This window comes from Streptomyces sp. NPDC090798, from assembly GCF_044768965.1.
GTDB lineage: Bacteria > Actinomycetota > Actinomycetes > Streptomycetales > Streptomycetaceae > Streptomyces.
In genome coordinates, this window is sequence record NZ_JBIVXA010000023.1 from 152,256 (window position 1) to 170,025 (window position 17,770).

Sequence of the window (17,770 nt, forward strand, 5' to 3'; positions counted from 1 at the left end):
GCGGCCGGGTGGAACCCAGTTGTTGCGGCCGTCCTTCGCCGAGTCGACGCCGCCCCCGTCCGTCCGATCCGTCGAATCCATCCGATCTGTCCGATCCGTTCGGTGCGGCCCAGGAGGAAAAGCAGGTGCGCGCGGCCTCTGCCCGTGCCAGGCTCCGCCGGTGAACCGTGAACAGATCTCCAGGCTTGCCCATGCGGATCATCCGATCGCGGCCCCGCTCGACGACGACTCGGTGCGCCGACTGCTGGAACGCGGCATCCCACGAGGCGGCGCTCGTGTACTCGACCTCGGCTGCGGTGGCGCGGAGTGGCTCCTGCGCGCCCTGGCCACGCATCCGCAACTGCGGGCCGAGGGTGTCGACATCTCCGAGAGCGCGCTGGCACATGCTCGGAGGACCGCGAGCGTCCTCGGCATGCAGGAGCGCCTCGTCCTCCATCGCGAGGATGCCGCGGACTTCGCTGCCCCCCACACATTCGACCTGGTGATCAGCGTCGGCGCCACGCATGCCTTCGGCGGTCTGCTCGCCACCCTCGAGGCGGCACGCAAGCACCTGGCTCCCGGCGGACGCGTCCTGGTCGGTGACGGATTCTGGTCACAGGAGCCTTCCCCCGACGCCGTGGAGATGCTCGGCGACCTCGCCGACCTGCCGACCACCGTGGACCGCGTCACCTCTGACGGATGGACACCCGTCGACGGGCACGTCAGCACGCGCCGGGAGCTCGACGACTACGAATGGGCATGGACGGGGTCACTGGCTTCATGGGCCTTGGACCACCCCGATGATCCGGACAGTTCCCAGGCGCTGGCGGCAGCCACCACCCACCGTACCGAATGGCTGCGTGTCTACAGGGACGCCTTCGGCTTCGTCTGCCTGATCCTGCGCCGGACGTCCGACTGAAGCCGTCCTCGCCGGTTCGGTGAATCCCCGTGCCCCCGCGACACCGTCCATGCCGGTCGTCGCCCAGCCAGCCCTTCGCCGCACATTGTCTCCATGATCACCGTGCGCCTCCGCCCCCACGCCGGTGCCTCCGAGCAGAGTGATCCAGCAGGTCGGTCCGCGTGCGGACCGGCCTGCGTGCCGGAGAGATGACGCAACCTCAAGAAGGGGTGTTCATGACAGGGTTGACTCGCCGCAGACTCCTGGGTTCCGCCGCCGGTTTACTGGGCGGCGCCGCTGCACTCTCCCTCCTTCCGCCGAGCGTCCAGAAGGCCGTCGCGGCCGGGCCACGGGAACATGGCTCGCTCCGTGACATCGAGCACGTCGTCATGCTGATGCAGGAGAACCGGTCCTTCGACCACTACTTCGGCACGCTGTCCGGCGTCCGCGGCTTCGCCGACCCCGCCGCGCTGAAGCTCGACACCGGCCGGTCGGTCTTCTACCAGCCCGACGCCGTGAACCCGAAGGGATACCTGCTCCCCTTCCACCTCGACACCCACGCCTCCAGCGCCCAGGCGATCCCGTCCACCAGTCATGCCTGGTCGGTGCAGCACGAGGCGTGGAACGGCGGGAAGATGGACCGCTGGCTCCCGGCCCACCGCAAGGCGGACGGCGTCAACGGCCCGTACGTCATGGGCTACTACACCCGCGAGGACATCCCCTTCCAGTTCGCCCTCGCCGAGACGTTCACCATCTGCGACCACTACTTCTGCTCGGTGTTCGGGCCGACCTGGCCCAACCGGCTGTACTGGATGACCGGCACCCTCGACCCCGGCGGCACGCAGGGCGGCCCGGTCCTCGCCAACACGGCCCCCACGCCGTACCGGTGGACGACGTACGCGGAACGGCTCCAGACGGCCGGGATCAGCTGGAAGGTGTACCAGCAGGACGACGACTACGACTGCAACATGCTGGAGCAGTTCGCGAACTTCCGCGCGGCGGCGCCGGGGTCCGACCTCTACGAGCGCGGCCTGCGCCCGCAGCCGGAGGGCACGTTCGAGGACGACGCGCGCAACGACCGGCTGCCGGCCGTGTCGTGGATCATGCCGACGAGCTTCCAGTCCGAGCACCCGGACTACCTGCCCGCCGCGGGCGCCGATTTCGTCGCCTCGAAGATCGAGGCGATCGCCTCCAACCCGAAGGTCTGGGGCAAGACCGCGTTCATCCTGAACTACGACGAGAACGACGGCCTGTTCGACCATGTGCCGCCGCCGACGCCTCCGGCCGGAACCGCCGACGAGTTCGTCCAGGGACAGCCCATCGGAGGCGGCTTCCGCGTCCCCGCGATCATCGTCTCGCCCTGGACGGTCGGCGGCTGGGTGGCCTCGGAGGCCTTCGACCACACCTCGGCCCTGCGGTTCCTGGAACAGTTCACCGGAGTCCAGGAGCCGAACATCAGCGCCTGGCGCCGCGCGGCCTTCGGCGACTTCACCTCGGCCTTCCGCTTCACGCGGCCACAGCCGCTGCCGCCGCTCCTGCCCGACGACACGGCGCGGCAACTGGAGAAGGCGAAGGAGCAAGTGGCGACACTGCCCGCACCCACCTTTCCGGGTGCCGACCAGTCGTTCCCGCACCAGGAGACGGGAGACCGGCCGCACGTCTGACGGCGGCGCGTCCCCGGCCCGGAGCAGGCCGGTGACGGCGGCCGTGCGGTGTGCGGGCTCGACGCCCGGCAACGGGAGCCCCAGGGAGGGGACGTAGCAGTGCATGAGAGCCCCAGTGAGCGGCATCCGGTTCACAACGCCGGCCAGCACTCCCGCCGCGCACCACAGGACGAGCCCCGTCCGTACGAAGCCGGCGCAGCGGCGGCGGGCTGTACCGGGGACCCCGGAGGGCCTCGGCGGCGCCGCCGTTGCGCGGCTCGCCGCGGTGGTGGAGCGTTCGCGGACGCCGGCACCGCAGCGGCCGCCCAAATACGTGGTCAAGTTCTGCCTCGCGGACGGCCGACGCCACGAAGGCGCACGCCACCATGCCGCCTTGGAGACGTCTCCGGCCGACTTCGCCGCCCGCCGTCTGTTGGGCCTGTGCCCGGCACACCGAGAGCACGCACCTGACGCCGCAGGGCCCGCCCTCCAGGCGGACGACGGGAATCTGACGACAGGACCTAGGCTGCCGTCATCCCACCGTCGATCGTCAACGCGGCACCATTGATGAAGCGGCCCTGGGCTCCTGCTACAAAGGCCACGAGTGCGGCGACCTCCTGGGGGGTGCCGAGCCGGGCGTCGAGTTGTCGGGCCGCCATCGCCGCGCGGGCCGCGGCGGGATCGGGGGCATCGGCGAGGATCTTGTCGATCCACTCCGTCTCGACCGTTCCGGGGCAGACTGCCACACAGCGCACGCCATCTTTGGCGTGGTCCACCGCGACGGCGCGCGTCAGCCCGACCAGCCCCGCCTTCGACGCGCAGTATGCCGCGCGCCGTGCGAGGCCCACCTGTCCACCGACGGAAGCGATGTTCACGATCACACCCGCGCCGCCCGAGATCATGTGCGGGAGGACGGCTCGAGTCACCAAGAACGGGCCCGTGAGGTTCACTCCCAGCACCTGGTCCCAGTCCCTGTCGGTGGTCTCCAGCACGTTCGCCGCCACGCCGACTCCCGCCACGTTCACCAAAACGGCCGGAGAACCCAGACCACTCACGGCGGCGTCCACCGCTGCGACGACGTCTTCGGGTCGACGCAGGTCCACCGGAACCTCGTGGGCCGTGCCTTTCTCCTCCTCGATCAGGCTCCGGGTCCGGGACAGGCCTGTTCGGTCCAGGTCCAGCAGGGCTACCGCGAAACCGTCACCGGCCAGCCGCAAGGCGGTGGCCCGTCCGATTCCCGAGGCGGAGCCGGTGACGATGGCGGTCCTGTTCTGAAACGTCATGCCGCGATCCTTCGTTGAGTGCGGAGATCCCGCGTTTCGAAAGGGAACGGGTGGCCGTGCGGCGGCCCCTGTTGTCGCCCGCCGCACATGGGGGAAATGCGTTACCTCGCCGAACGTCCCGGAACGCGGGTTCCCGTCAAAGGACCGCTCCCATGCGCCAGGGGACTATCTCTTCCGTCCCGAATCCGAGCGCCTCGGACGTGCTCTCGGCACCGGAGGCCATGTCCACGAGGGCCTCGAACAGAGCGGCGCCGTACGTGACTTGGTCCGGGTGGCTCATGGCCGGCCCGGCGTCGAAGTCGATGTCGCCGCTCATCCGCTCATACAGCCAGCTGGTGGTGCTGATCTTCAGACAGGGGACGGGGCGAGAGCCGAACAACGAGCCGCGTCCGGTGGTGAAGGCAAGCAGATTGGCGCCACCGGCGACCATGCCGGTGGCCGACACCGGGTCGTACCCGGGAGTGTCCATGAACGTCAGGCCCGGTGCGGTGACCGGCTCCCCGTATCCGACGACGTCGTTCAGGGGACTGGTCCCGGACTTGAGCACCGCGCCCAGCGACTTCTCCCATATGGTTGTGATCCCACCTGCCCGGTTGCCCTGTGAGGGGTTGTTGTCGAGAGTCGCGCCGTTGCCGGCCGCGTACTCCTGCCACCAGGCGATGAGTTCGTCGATACGCGCCGCCGCCTCAGGGTTCGATGCCCTGTCACGCAGCAGGTGGTGGGCCCCGTATATCTCCGGGGTCTCGCCGAGAACGACCTTCCCACCGGCCGCGACGAGCAGGTCGGCCGCCACACCGAGTGTGGGGTTGGCGGTCAGCCCGGAGTAGGCGTCGCTGCCGCCGCACTGGAGCCCCAGAGTCAGTTCCGCGAGCGGGATCGGTGTGCGGCGCGACTCCGCGATGCGCGACACCAGGTTCGAGATGTGGTCGAGCGCCGCGTTCACCGTCGGCGCGGTGCCGCCGAGTTCCTGAATGGTGAGCGTCTCGGTTCGCAGGTCGTCACTGAGAATGTTCTCAGGCTGGTTCACCTCGCAGCCGAGACTGATCAGGAGGCCCGCTGCGACGTTCGCATGCCCGAGATAGCCACGCAGAGTGCGCCGCAGGATATCGTCACCCGGAGTATTTTTCGCCATTCCGCAGCCCAGGTCGTGGGGGAGCGCGATGATGCCGTCGAGGCCAGGTGTCCCCCTGTGCGTGTCGTCGGCCCGCTGTGCAATCATCCGGGCCACCGTGGCGGAGCAGTTCACGGTCGGGACCACGACGATGTAGTTCCGGGTGGCCGCACGGCCGTCCACCCGGCGGTATCCGAGAAAGTGGTCCCGTGTAGGAGTAGGGGCTGCACCGGCCGGCTGCGTGCGCGTCGGCGACGCGTACACAACCGGCTCTTCCCACCGGCCGACTCCCAGGTTGTGTACATGGACGTGCGCGCCCGCGGGGATGTCGGCCAGGGCCACGCCAATCACTTCGCCGTATTTGTTGACCGGAGCGTCCTTCGGAATGTCGTGCAGCGCAACCTTGTGTCCGGCGCCGATGTCCTCGACTGCTGGTGTCGTGCCGTCGGCGATCTCGATGGGAGTTCCCCGCGGTACATCTCGGAGGAGCAGTCCTATGTCGTCCAGGCCGGGTCGGGGCACCAGCGGCCGGACGGCTGCCACTGGTTCCGGCTCCACTGGATCACGAACTTCACTGTTCACGTCATCGACCGTATGACTCCGATGCCGCCTGAGGGAAAGACGGTTATCGATGGTGAATCATTCGGAATATGTATGACCAGTGAGGTTTTGAGGCCGTGTCGCGTGTTCCAACTGCTCCCGGTTGTGTGCGTACGCCAGGACCGCCGAGACGTCTTCCACCCATTCCGCGATCACGACCTCTGGGTGCCATGAAACGGCAATGGCTCGCGACTTGCCGGACCACGCCGACAGTCTCCCCAGGTGGTTGTCAGTACCCGTGCCACCGATGGTTCCGTCAGGATCGGAACGGCCGGACCGGGACTCCCGCCGTACCGGCCTCGACGACGAACACGGACCCGGACAGCGGGGACCTCTCCAACTCCTCTGCGGACAGCCCGTTGCGGGCGGAGGTGATGAACAAGCGGCCGTCCGAACCGAAAGCGCAACTGGTCGGTTGCAGGACGGGCACCGGAACGACTCCGACGACACGCCCCGTCGGGTCGTACCGGCGCACTTCGCGCCCCCCGTGCATGGCTATCCAGAAGCACCCCTCCACGTCAACGGCAAGACCATCGGGAACGCCGGTTCCCTCGGTCTTCGCCAGCACCTCCAGCCGGCCCAGTTCTCCCGACTCGGCGTGAAAGTCCGCCCGGTACAGCAGATTGGCGTAGCTGTCGGCGAGGTACATGACGGTGTCCTCGGAGTTCCAGCCCAACCCGTTCGGCAGCACGAGACCGTCCGCGACCACTACGCTGGGCGCGTCACCGTCCCAACGGTGCAGCCGACCCTGGCCCGGCGCGAACTCCATGTCGTTGCTGCCGGCCCAGAATCTGCCGTGGGAGTCCACCTTGCCGTCGTTCATCCGAAGGTTCGGTTCGGGCAGCACACGATCCACCAGCGTCAGCCCGGTGCCGGAGACGAAACCGAACCCATCCGCCACCGCGACGGCGAAGCCGTCGTGTGCGTCGCGGGGCGCGACCGCGCCGACCATCATGCCGACATCCGTGACGGTCTGACGGCCGGTGGACAGATCGTCTTCGAACACCTTGCGGCCGTAGATGTCGACCCAGAGGAGATGTCCGGTGCGGGGATCGAACACCGGCCCCTCACCTACGTCTGACGTCTCGCTGCGCACTGCCACATCAACATTCGAGTACGTTCGGACATTGGCCATTGCGACTCCGCTCGTTACCTTCCACAGCCAAGAACCCGACTGCCGTCCCGTGGCAGGCGACTTCCGACCAACCTCACCCCGGTCACCTGTGATCGTCAATGGCGATTCACGGATGAGGGGCATTCGTTCCGCGAATGGATCCGAGCCCACTAAACCGGTGGGACAGCGGTCGTGCCTTCAGGTCTCGGCGCCTGTACCACCGCTCGAATGAACGCCTGTGCGGCTGCGCCGAGGGGGCGCTCCGAGTGCCACCAAATTCCCACGTCCCGATATCGGTTGAGGTTGCGAATGGGACGCATCTCCATCCCCTCGCGCTGGATCATCACCGCACCCAGGTAGTTGATGATGCCGAGTCCGTGTCCGGCGCGCACCATGGCGCCGAGTGTGGTCGGCTGATGGGACACGGTTCCGTACGGCGCGACCAGGTCCTTGATGCTCAACTCGACCTCGGCCTCGTAACCGACGACCGTATTGGCGAGCGGATTACCGATCGTGATGACGCGCTGGTCCGAGAAGTCTCCCAGATCGACCTCGTTCTTCTCGAGCAAGGGATGTCCGGTAGGAGCGAGCACGACGAAGGGCTCACGCCACAACGGACGCATGGTGAACGCATGATCGTGGGGTTCGGGCCGGATCGGGCGCAGCGCCACTGAGACCTGACGCTCGGACAGGGCCGCCTCGATGAAGCCAACGTCTCCGTCCAGGACCGCGACGCGGATCTGCGGGTGCGCCTTCTGCAGTGCCGTGATGACCGCCGGGAGAAATTCCGAACTTCCGCTGGCGAAACTCGCGACCGTGACGGTTCCCGTGATGTTGCCCAGGTCGGTCTGGCGCGCGGTGACCAATTCGTCGGCGGCCGCGAGAACCGCCCGCGCCCGGGCCAGCAGGGCACGTCCGTCGTCGGTGAGGGTGAGCGGTCTTATGCGACGTTCGATCAGCAGGCAGCCGAGTTCACGTTCCAGGTTCGCAATGTGCGCCGACACGCGCGGCTGCGACAAATGCATCTTTTCGGCAGCTCGGGTAAAGCCGCCGGCATCCACGACCTCGATCCACGTACGCAACCAGGCCAGTTCGAGAGTCATTGGCCGAACCTCCTCGCTCCACAGTGGGACCACTGCCGGTGAACTATTCCTTCGGACAGCGTTCCATCTGCGCGGCAGATCATCCGTATTCGCATTTCGCGGTTGACGAGTTCCGACGGCCATGGCCGACTGGAACAATGACCGATCAAACTTCCTTCGGCACCGCCCGAGGACTGCTGTCCGCGCACGGAGCGGACCTCCTTCGCGGCGACGACGGCGCGGTGATCACCTCCGTTGAGACCTATGCCCTCGCCGTGCCCCTGAAGCGCCCCATCGCGGACTCCACCGCCGCCATGGCGCATTGGACGGTGCCCGTGGTCGAGATCCGCACCGCCGACGGCCGCGTCGGGACAGGGATCTCCGGTGTTCACTGCGCGCCCGAGCTCCTCTCCGACGTGATCCTCTCCTACTATGCCGACGCCCTGCTGGACACCTCGTCGGAGGACATCCTGGGCACGTGGAAACGCCTGTATTGGCTCCCCACCCACTGGATGGGCCGCGCCGGCGTCGTCCACATGGCTTTGGCCATGGTCGACATCGCTCTGTGGGACCTCGCAGCACAGCGGGCGGGCATGCCCCTGTGGCGGCTTCTGGGCGGCACGCAGGAGAGCGTCGAGGCGTACAACACCGACGCGGGCTGGCTCAACCTCTCCGACAGTGAACTGGTGCGGGACCTCACCTCGCTGGTCGACCACGGCTGGTCTCGGGTGAAGATCAAGGTGGGGCGTCCCGACTGGCGGGAGGACGCCCGACGAGTGCGCGCTGTCCGCCGGGCGCTCGGAGATGACGTGACCTTGATGTGCGACGCCAATCAACGCTGGGACTTGTCGACGGCGAACCAGATCATGCCGGCCCTGGAGGACGCGGCGATGGACTGGGTCGAAGAGCCGTTCCACGCCGACGACCTTCAGGCCCACGTCCGCCTCCAGTCGTCGACGAGGCTGGACGTGGCGGCCGGTGAAAGCATCTACTCCTACCACCAGTTCGCCTCCTTCATGGCGGCCGACGCCATCCGGGTCGTGCAGGTCGACGTCACCCGAGTCGGCGGTGTGACCGAGTGGCTGCAGATCGCGGGGCATGCGGCGGCGCGGGGCTTGCGCCTGGCACCGCACGCCGGCGACATGATGCAGGTGCACCAGCACTTGGTGGGCACGGTCCTGTCCGAGGTACCTCCACTCGTCGAGTTCATTCCATGGACGCAAGAAGCCTTCGTCGAGCGCAGCGTCGTACGCGAGGGGCTCATGGAGCGTCCGCACAGTCCAGGTGCCTCGACCGCGATCGAGCCGGCCGCGCGTGTGCGTTGGCAGATCCCCGGAGTCGGGTCCGCCAAGACGCTGTGACGGCCGGTGCACGCAGTGCCCTTGCGCGGCGCGCACCCCATGAGATGAGCCCGGCGGCCCGCGAAGGCCGCCCACGGATCCACCGACGGAGGGAACGAGATGTCCGAGTCGCACCAGAGGCACACCGACGAGAGAGTGGCTGTCGTCACCGGCGCGGGCCAGGGGATCGGGCGCGCCATTGCCACGGCTCTCGCGGCCCGTGGTGTACGGGTCGTCGTCACCGACCGCAACACGGAGACCGGCACGGTGGCGGCCAAGGAGCTGGGCGGTGAATTCCTGCCCCTGGACGTGTCCGATCCCCGTGCCGTCGCGGCGGCGGCGGACGAGGTCGTGCGGCGCTTCGGCCGTGTCGATGTTCTGGTCAACAACGCGGGTATCGCCCACGAGGACGCCGCCCTCGATGTGTCGGACGAGGTGTGGAACCGCATTCTCGGCGTCGACCTGACCGGCACCTTCGTGGCCTGCCGCGAGTTCGGCAGGCACTTTGTGCGCCGACGGTCCGGATCGATCGTGAACATATCCTCCATTGCCGGCTTCATCGGCTCCAATCCCGAGTATCACGTCGCCTACGACGTGGCGAAGGCTGGGGTGGCCCAGATGGCGAGGTCACTCGCGGTCGAGTGGGCACAGTACGGGGTCCGGGTCAACGCCATCGCGCCGGGAAGGACCCGCACTCCCATCCTCGACACGGTCGGGATGGACGATCCGCAGCGGATGGCGCAGTGGATCGACCAGATCCCGATGCGCCGGCTGCTGCAGGCCGAGGAGATCGCGGCAGCCGTGACGTTCGTGGCGCTCGACGCGACCGCGGTGACCGGGCAGACCCTTCTCGTCGACGGCGGTCAGATCGCGCAGTGACCGCGTGACCGGTGCTTGCCCTCAGCCCAGGCCGAGGGCAAGCGTCTCTCCGTCGAGGAGTCGCACTTCGAGGAGGTCGGCGCCGTAGCGGAGTCTGACGGTCGCGGCTCGGGAAGCGCGGATCCGCGCGGCAGCCAGCCGCCCGTCGTGCCACCGGATGTCCACGGTGAGACCGCCACGGGCGCGCAGTCCGAGCACGCTCCCGTCGGGCCAGCCGTCAGGCAGTGCGGGCAGCAGTTCGATGTCCCGGCCGTCGGACTGCAGCAGCATCTCGGCGACTCCCGCGGTGCCTCCGGCATTGCCGTCGAAGGAGTAGATGTTCTGCGCCGCGCCGGCCACCCCGCCGGCGGAGAACGTCATCAGGTTCGCCTCGCTGGCGTCCGCGATCAGGCTGGTGAGGTGCTCGAGAGCCGACTCGCCGTTGAGCAGACGCGCGAAGTAGACCGTGAAGTTGGCTTCGACCCACTCCGTCTGCTCCCAGCCCGGGGCCTGTTGCCTGCGCTCGATCGTGACTTCCGCGGCGCGTGCGAGGTCCGGTGTGTCGCGTGGGGTGATCTGGCGCTCGGGGAACAAGGCACTGAGATGGGACGTGTGCCGGTGGCTCGGCTCGGCCTCCTCGTAGTCGTGCAGCCACTCCTGCAACTGCCCGTGACGCCCGATCCGCAACGGCGGCAGCCGTCCGCGCGCGGCGGCGATCCTGGTCCGGAGGCCGGCGTCGACATCGAGCAGCTCGGCGCTCTCCGCGCAGATACGCAGCACGGCCTCCATGAAGACCCGGTCCGCGGTGGCTCCCATGGACACGGAACACCGGCTGCCGTCGGGTGCGAGGTACCAGTTCTCCGGTGACTCCGACGGTCCCGTGACGAGCAGGCCGTGCTCCGGTTCCTCGACCGCGTAGGCGAGGAGGAACTCGGCGGCCCCGCGCAGGACCGGGTACGCACGCTCCCGGAGGAACGTCTCGTCGCGGCCGTACTCGAAGTGCTCCCAGAGCTGGAGGGCGAGCCAGGCCCCGCCGGTCACGTTCATGCCCCAGCCGATGCCGGATCCGGGTGCGGTGTATCCCCATGCGTTGGTCACCGTGTGGGCGACCCAGCCCGGTGCGCCGTACATCTGCTCGGCGGTCGCCCGGCCATGGGTGGCCAAGTTCTCGAGAAGACCGAACAGCGGCTCCTGGCACTCGGCCAGATTCGTCGGCTCCGCGGCCCAGTAGTTCTGCTGGGTGTTCATGTCCAGGTGGAAGTCGTTCGTCCATGGCGCGCTGCTGGCCAGGCCGTCGTTCCACAGGCCCTGCAACGCCAGCGGCAGGGGGGAGTTGTGGCGGGAGCCGGCCACCGTCAGGTACCGGCCGTACTGGAAGTAGAGGGCTGTGAGTTCGTTGTCGGCCTTCCCGGAGGCGAGCCGCTCGCGGCGTGCGTCGGTGGGCAGGGCCGCGATGTCGGGCGGTGCTGCTCCGAGATCCAGAGAGACCCGCCGCATCAGCGCCTGATGGTCTGTGACGTGCGCCGCCCGGACAGCGGAGTACCCGGCTTCCAGCGCCGCAGACAGCAGTGACCGGGCCTGTGCCCGTGGGTCCTGCCCGGCCCAGTCGGTCCCGACGGCGACGTAGACGATCGCGCGATCGGCGCCTTCCAGACGAAGCGCGTCGCCCACGCGGTGGACGGTGCCCCCTTCGGCCTCGAGGTGGGCGCGGATCTCCAGCGCGACGCCCTGACGCCCGTCGCTGTGCAGGCTCTCGTAAGCGTGGCCGCTGAACACGACACACGAGTCCGTGGCGGTCGAGTCCCCGGGAAGCACGCCGTTCTGTATCGACAGGGCAAAGCCGAGCGATCCGGGCCGGTCCGAAGTGAGGCGGATCGCGATCAGTCCATGCGGGTTCGTGGCGAACACCTCGCGACTGACGCGGACTCCGTCCTGCTCGTAGGTGACCGAGACGAGGCCCGTGTCCAGGTCCAGAGCCCGCCGGTAGTCCCGGGCCGAAGGGCCCTCGGGGAAGTTCAGTTGTACCTCGGGCAGGGGCAGGTTGGTCCCGAACGACCGCGGTCCGCCCAGCAGATGCTCGGTGGCGAGCCGCTGCGCTTCGGCGTGGTCTCCCGCGAAGAGGAGCTCGCGGATGCGCGGAACCTGCTGCCGAGCGGTCGGACTCAGGTCCGTTGCCGACGGACCGCCCGACCATGCGGTCGACTCGGAGAGCTGGATCCGCTCCCGGTCGGTGCCGCCGTGGACCATGCCTCCCAGGCGGCCGTTGCCGATGGGCAGCGCTTCGAACCAACGAGTCGCGGGACGGTCGTACCAGAGCATGCCGGGCTGGACGCGGACATCGCGGAAGTCCTGGCCGGAGAGAGGTTTCAGCATGGCTTGCACTTTCGAGACGGTGGGGCGGAGGGCGGCTCACGCGGGGCGGACACAGGAGTGACGCAGGCTGCGGACGAGAGGTGCTCGCGGGCTACTTGGCGGGGGCGAAGACGTGCTGCGCGGCGACGGCGGCGCCGCCACGGGCCCATTCCTCGAAGGGCAGGGGTCTGACGATGAGGTCGCAGTCGGCCGCGGCGCCGAAGGCGCGGGCGGCGAAGGTGGCACGGATCTGGTCCTCGTAGAGGTCGTAAGTAGCCACGCCCTCGCCCGAGATGATGATGCGTTCGGGCCCGATGAGGTTGGCCACGGAGGCCAGCGCCAGGCCCATGGCGCGGCCGGCCCGTGCGAAGACGGCGCGTACCTCGGGGTTGCCGGCATGGGCGAGGCGGACGGCCTCGTCCATCGTCAGCACCGGATCGCCCGTCGCCTGGCGAGCCTGCTCCGTGATGGCCTGGGTGGAGGCGACGGCTTCGACGCAGCCGGTGTTGCCGCAGGTGCACACGCGTTCGGTATCGCCGACGGGAAGGTGGCCCACCTCTCCCGAGACTCCGTGGGCACCGGAGACGACCCGGCCGCCGATGGAGATGCCGCAGCCGATGCCCGCGCCGACGGTGACCAGGGCGAAGGACGACAGTCCGACCCCCGCGCCGAACCACTGTTCCGCGACGGTCAGGGCGCGGACGTCGTTCTCGATGACGGTCGGTGTGTCCGTGGCCGTCTGGACGAGTTGAGCGAGAGGAACACGACGCCAGTTGAGGAAGGGGGAGTACTGGACGGTACCGGTGTGACCATCGACGTCTCCGGAGATCGTGACGCCGATGCCGCGCAGAGCACCCGGTGCACGAGGTGCCGCCTCCGCGTTCAGCCGATCGACGAGCCGGGCGATGGCCAGGACGACGGTACCGACGTCGCGGGAGGCGATGTCGGCCCGGGCGGTGGCCAGGGTCCGTGCGGTGAGGTCGGCCAGCACACCGATGAGTTCGTCACCGGTGATCTTCACGCCCACGAAGCGGGCGCGCTCGGCACGCACCGCGATGAGAGTGGCCGGCCGGCCATGAGTGCGCTCGGTCGAGCGGCCCAGCTCGGTGATCCATCCGTCGGTCAGCAGGGGAGTGGCGACCTTCGTGATCGCGCCCGGCGACAGGCCGGTGCGACGCCCGATCTCAGCGCGGGTGAGCGGGCCGTGCGCGAGCAGGGTCTGGAACAGCAGAGCGGCCGCGGGTGGCTGATCGGCGAGCGTCATGCGGCGACCATACATTTCCATTGGAAAAGAAGGAAGAAGAAGTCTCCCGCCGGTCAGCGCCCGTCTTTGCGCTCCTCGCCCGATTCTTGATTCCATTCCTTCCGCGAATGTCGATGATTCGGGCAGCGCAATATGTTGACGCTGGAAGAAAAGCGTGGCTACATTCGCGGCACCTCACGTCAGGTGGATGGGACGTCCACCGATGCAGGTGGCGGCCGGTTTCCTCCCCAACCGGCCGCGCAAGTCCTCCGTGGCTGCGCTCCTGAACGGGCGTCGCCTTACGGCCACCAGGGCGGACCGAACGCCCGCGCTACCAATTCCCCATGCGGCTGACCGTGCATGGGCACTTCCGGGGCTTCCAAGAGCCCCGCCGTGCCCTTTCGCGCCGAGATGGAGTAAACATGGCTCGTCCAGTTGGACCCGCGTCATCCACACGTCACAGACTTCGAACGGGCGGCGTACGGCTGCGTCAGCTGCCCGTCCTGGCCGCCACCGCTCTCGTGATGTCCCTCGCGGTACCGACCGCCGCATCCGCGGCGGACTCCTCCCCGTCGCCGACGAGCACCGGCCACCAGCAAGCCCTGCTGGCCGCCAAGCCGTACATGGGCTGGAGCAGCTGGAGTCTGGAATCCACCGGCTTCCCCGGCTACGGCGGGGTGAACTGGCTCACCGAGGCTCATGTCAAACAGCAGGCCGACGTGGTGGCCTCGAAGCTCAAGTCCCATGGATACGAGTACATCAACGTGGACGCCGGGTGGTCGAAAGGCTTCGACCAGTACGCCCGGCCCACGTCGAACTCCACCACTTTCCCGCACGGTATGAAGTCCCTGGGTGACTACCTCCACCACAAGGGTCTCAAGTTCGGACTGTACTTGGCCGTGGGCCTCGACCCCGCCGCGTACGGCGACGGGAGGACCGCGATCCACGGCGCGCCCGGCTGCACCACCTCGGACATCGTCTACCCCGACCTGCGCAAGACCAACGGATGGAACTCCGCGTACAAGATGGACTTCGCCAACCCCTGCGCGCAGAAGTACATCGACTCTCTCGCCGACCAACTGGCAGGCTGGGGAGTGGACTTCCTCAAGGTCGACGGGGTGGGGCCCGGCTCCTGGCAGGGCGACGCGGACCACGACAACACCTCGGACGTGAAGGCCTGGCACACCGCGCTCCAGCAGACCGGCCGGCCGATCCAGTTGACGCTGTCCTGGTCGCTCAGTCACGCCCAGGCCGCGACCTGGAAGGCCAACTCCCATGGCTGGCGGGTCGACACCGACGTCGAGTGCTACTGCAACACGCTCGTGACGTGGAACAACTCCGTGAAGGTGCGCTGGAACGACGTCGTGCAGTGGATCGACGACGCGGGGCCGGGGCACTGGAACAACCTCGACTCCCTGGACGTGGGAGCCGGCGCCATGGACGGCCTCACCGAGGCCGAGCGGCAGAGCTACATGACGCTGTGGGCCATCGAGTCGGCGCCGCTGTATACGGGTGACGACCTCACCAAGCTTGACCCGTACGGGCTGAAGCTGCTCGCCAACGACGAGGTGATCGCCGTCGATCAGGCCGGCCGCCCCGCGCGTCCGGTCAGCCAGACCACGGATCAGCAGACCTGGTACACCCGCAATCCCGACGGCAGTTACACCGTCGCACTGTTCAACCTGGGCTCCGGTGACGCGGACGTCACCGCGGACTTCGCCGACCTGGGCATCACCGGCACAGCAGCGGTCCGTGACCTGTGGCAGCACAAGAACCTCGGCCGAGTCTCCGGGCACCTGACGGAGAACCTGCCGCCGCACGGCTCACGGCTCTTCACCTTCACGCCGAGCCGACAGGGTGCCGACCCCGGTACTCCGCTGGGCGTGCACGGCACGGCAGCCACGTCCACGAGCATCGCGCTGGCCTGGGACAAGGTGACCACCGGCACCTCACCGGTCACCCGCTACACCGTCTACGCCGACGGCCGGCCGGTGACCACCAGCACCGGCACCGCGGCCACCGTCAGCGGCCTGCGCGCCGCCTCCGCCCACACCTTCACCGTCGTCGCCCGAGACGCCAAGGGCCGAACGTCGGCTCCGAGCAAGGCCGTCCAGATCACCACGCCCTCGTCCGGTGGTCCCAGCGCCTACGAGGCCGAGGCGCCCGGCAACACCCTCACCGGCAACGCCGCCGTCGCCGGCTGCGACAGCTGCTCCGGCGGACAGAAGATCGGCAACCTTGGCGGCGGCGAGGTGGCCATCACCCACGTCACCGCCCCGAAGGACGGCACGTACCTGCTGAAGCTGGACTACGTGGACGGCGACTCAAGTCGCGTCATCGACCTCACCGTCGGCGACACCACCCTCCAGATCCCGGTGCCCGGCACCAACGACAACAACTGGGGTGCCCCGCAGTCGGTCACCGTCCCGGTACCGCTGAAGGCCGGAGACAACACGATCGGCTTCGGCAACGCCACCGACTACGCGCCCGACATCGACAAGATCACCGTCTGAACCACGCCCGTCGCTCCGCCAGTTGGACACGCAACACACGAAGGAGGGTGCTGTGGTGGTCACATCACAGGGCAACCACGCAACGTCGGTGAAGCCGCGGTCCGGTGAGCCGGGCGCGGTGGCCACCACGGCCACCTCACCGGTCAAGAAGAAGAGTCCGCTCAGGAAGGGGCGGCGCACCACCGCCACCAGGTCGGCGGCGGCACGACGCCGGGACCTGCCGGTCGCCCTGCTGCTCATCCTGCCCGCCGTGGTCGGCTTCGCGACCTTCTACGCCTATCCGACCCTGCGCGGCATCTACCTCAGCTTCACCGACTTCCACGTCCTGAGCCCGCCGCAGTGGGTCGGACTGGCCAACTTCCGGGAGCTGTTCGGGGACGACGTCTTCTGGAACTCGCTGCTCGTCACCGCCTACTTCGTCCTGCTGTCCGTCGCCTTCGGCACGGTGATCTCACTGGTGACGGCGGTGGTGCTGCACCGGGTGACCCGATCGTCGGTACTGCGTGGCGTGATCCTGTTGCCGTTCCTGATCTCCAACGTCATCGCCGCCCTGGTGTGGCAGTGGATGCTCGACCCGACACTAGGCATCGTCAACATCGCCCTCAAACACCTGACCGGTCACTCCATCCTGTTCTTCGGCAGCGGGGGATGGGCGATCCCCTCGCTCGCCGCGATCAGCGTGTGGAAGTGGATGGGCTACTACGCCCTGCTGATCTTCGCCGGCCTGCAGACCATCCCCTCGACCATCTACGAGGCCGGCCGGGTCGACGGCGCGAGCGAAGTGCAGATGTTCCGCCGCCTCACGGTGCCCCTGCTGCGGCCGATCCTCGTCATGGTGGTCGTCCTGACGGTGATCAACTCCTTCCAGGTGTTCGACATCGTCCAGGTCACCACCGAAGGCGGCCCGGCCAACGCCTCGAACGTGCTGCAGATGTACATCTACCGCAAGGCCTTCCGGCAGTTCGACTTCGGGTACGCCGGCACCATGTCGCTGGCCCTGTTCGCCCTGCTCATCGCGGTCACCTTCACCCAGCTGCGGCTCGCCCGAGCCAATGAATCCGACCTGAACTGAAGGAGGCCGCCATCGTGGCTGTCACCATCGCACCCGGCCCGGCGGCCGTCCCGCGTCGCCCGACCCGGAAGGACACCCGCAGGTTGTCGCCCGGCAGGGCCGTGGCCTGGACCTACCTCGGCGGCATCGTCCTCGTCACCCTCTTCCCCTTCTACTGGATCCTGCGCACCGCGCTGTCGAACAACTACCAGCTCGCGACCAACCCTTCGTCGCCCCTGCCGGTGGGCTTCACGTGGGGCGCCTTCGAACGCGTCCTCGGTATCGCCTCCACCGCCGAGGCACAGGCCCAGGGCGGTTCCGGCGCCACTCTCGACATCGCGATCTACCTGCGCAACTCGCTGATCTACGCGTCCGTGCAGACGGCGCTCATCGTGCTGCTCTCGGCAGCCGCCGCCTACGCGTTCTCCCGGCTGCACTGGCGTGGCCGCGACCTGGTGTTCAACATCCTGATCAGCGCCCTGATGGTGCCCACTGTGTTCACGCTGTTGCCCAACTTCGTCCTCGTGAAGGACCTGGGACTCACCGACACCTTCGCCGGACTCATCCTCCCCGGCGGGCTGTTCCAGGCCTTCGCGCTGTTCTTCCTAACTGCTCGTTTCAGAATGAGGTCCGAAGGCGGCGGAGGCATATGAGGCTGCAGGCCAGTTCGAGCAGGCCCTGGTGGAGATCGGCGCGCCGTTCG

13 protein-coding genes are annotated in these 17,770 nt (G+C 68.2%); 7 read left to right on the plus strand and 6 right to left on the minus strand.

Annotated elements, in window-relative coordinates:
• The first annotated feature begins 160 nt into the window (after window positions 1–160).
• Together ACIQTP_RS37185 and ACIQTP_RS37190 are read left to right on the plus strand one after the other, a co-directional pair.
• Complete coding sequence (locus ACIQTP_RS37185) at window positions 161–898, plus strand: SAM-dependent methyltransferase (RefSeq protein ID WP_403408288.1); 738 nt, start codon at window positions 161–163, stop codon at window positions 896–898.
• 215 nt (window positions 899–1,113) lie between these two features.
• Entirely contained in the window at window positions 1,114–2,541 is a 1,428-nt protein-coding gene (locus ACIQTP_RS37190; RefSeq protein WP_403408290.1) for an alkaline phosphatase family protein, read from the plus strand.
• Between the two features lie 500 nt (window positions 2,542–3,041).
• Here the strand turns inward: ACIQTP_RS37190 and ACIQTP_RS37195 are convergent, their stop codons facing one another.
• The 4 genes from ACIQTP_RS37195 to ACIQTP_RS37210 form a co-directional block, all read right to left on the minus strand.
• Window positions 3,042–3,803 carry an SDR family NAD(P)-dependent oxidoreductase gene (locus tag ACIQTP_RS37195; protein WP_403408292.1) on the minus strand — a complete coding sequence of 254 codons (762 nt, stop codon included), beginning with the start codon at window positions 3,801–3,803 and terminating at the stop codon, window positions 3,042–3,044.
• A gap of 136 nt (window positions 3,804–3,939) precedes the next feature.
• Window positions 3,940–5,457, minus strand: coding sequence for a UxaA family hydrolase (locus ACIQTP_RS37200; RefSeq protein ID WP_403408294.1), 1,518 nt, complete (start codon window positions 5,455–5,457; stop codon window positions 3,940–3,942).
• A 313-nt stretch (window positions 5,458–5,770) separates the two neighbouring features.
• Window positions 5,771–6,649 carry an SMP-30/gluconolactonase/LRE family protein gene (locus tag ACIQTP_RS37205; RefSeq protein ID WP_403408296.1) on the minus strand — a complete coding sequence of 293 codons (879 nt, stop codon included), beginning with the start codon at window positions 6,647–6,649 and terminating at the stop codon, window positions 5,771–5,773.
• 149 nt (window positions 6,650–6,798) lie between these two features.
• Window positions 6,799–7,731, minus strand: a complete 933-nt coding sequence (locus ACIQTP_RS37210; protein WP_403408298.1) for a LysR family transcriptional regulator — start codon at window positions 7,729–7,731, stop codon at window positions 6,799–6,801.
• 137 nt (window positions 7,732–7,868) lie between these two features.
• Between ACIQTP_RS37210 and ACIQTP_RS37215 the strand changes: the two genes are divergently transcribed.
• Window positions 7,869–9,071 carry a mandelate racemase/muconate lactonizing enzyme family protein gene (locus ACIQTP_RS37215; RefSeq protein ID WP_403408300.1) on the plus strand — a complete coding sequence of 401 codons (1,203 nt, stop codon included), beginning with the start codon at window positions 7,869–7,871 and terminating at the stop codon, window positions 9,069–9,071.
• A 99-nt stretch (window positions 9,072–9,170) separates the two neighbouring features.
• The gene (locus ACIQTP_RS37220; protein WP_403408302.1) at window positions 9,171–9,929 is read left to right on the plus strand and encodes an SDR family NAD(P)-dependent oxidoreductase; all 759 of its coding nucleotides are present in this window, start codon (window positions 9,171–9,173) and stop codon (window positions 9,927–9,929) included.
• A gap of 21 nt (window positions 9,930–9,950) precedes the next feature.
• Here ACIQTP_RS37220 and ACIQTP_RS37225 read toward each other — a convergent pair whose 3' ends face one another.
• Window positions 9,951–12,281: a glycosyl hydrolase family 95 catalytic domain-containing protein gene (locus ACIQTP_RS37225; protein WP_403408304.1), complete on the minus strand. Its 2,331-nt coding sequence runs from the start codon at window positions 12,279–12,281 to the stop codon at window positions 9,951–9,953.
• 91 nt (window positions 12,282–12,372) lie between these two features.
• On the minus strand, window positions 12,373–13,524 hold the full coding sequence (locus ACIQTP_RS37230; RefSeq protein ID WP_403408306.1) for an ROK family protein: 1,152 nt from the start codon (window positions 13,522–13,524) through the stop codon (window positions 12,373–12,375).
• A gap of 401 nt (window positions 13,525–13,925) precedes the next feature.
• Here ACIQTP_RS37230 and ACIQTP_RS37235 point away from each other — a divergent pair, with 401 nt between their 5' ends.
• Genes ACIQTP_RS37235 through ACIQTP_RS37245 form a run of 3 tightly spaced genes read left to right on the plus strand, consistent with a single transcriptional unit; the run spans window position 13,926 to window position 17,720 of the window.
• Window positions 13,926–16,016, plus strand: a complete 2,091-nt coding sequence (locus ACIQTP_RS37235; RefSeq protein ID WP_403408308.1) for a fibronectin type III domain-containing protein — start codon at window positions 13,926–13,928, stop codon at window positions 16,014–16,016.
• Between the two features lie 52 nt (window positions 16,017–16,068).
• Entirely contained in the window at window positions 16,069–17,088 is a 1,020-nt protein-coding gene (locus ACIQTP_RS37240) for a carbohydrate ABC transporter permease (RefSeq protein WP_403408310.1), read from the plus strand.
• A 14-nt stretch (window positions 17,089–17,102) separates the two neighbouring features.
• On the plus strand, window positions 17,103–17,720 hold the full coding sequence (locus tag ACIQTP_RS37245; RefSeq protein ID WP_403408312.1) for a carbohydrate ABC transporter permease: 618 nt from the start codon (window positions 17,103–17,105) through the stop codon (window positions 17,718–17,720).
• Window positions 17,721–17,770: the final 50 nt, after the last annotated feature.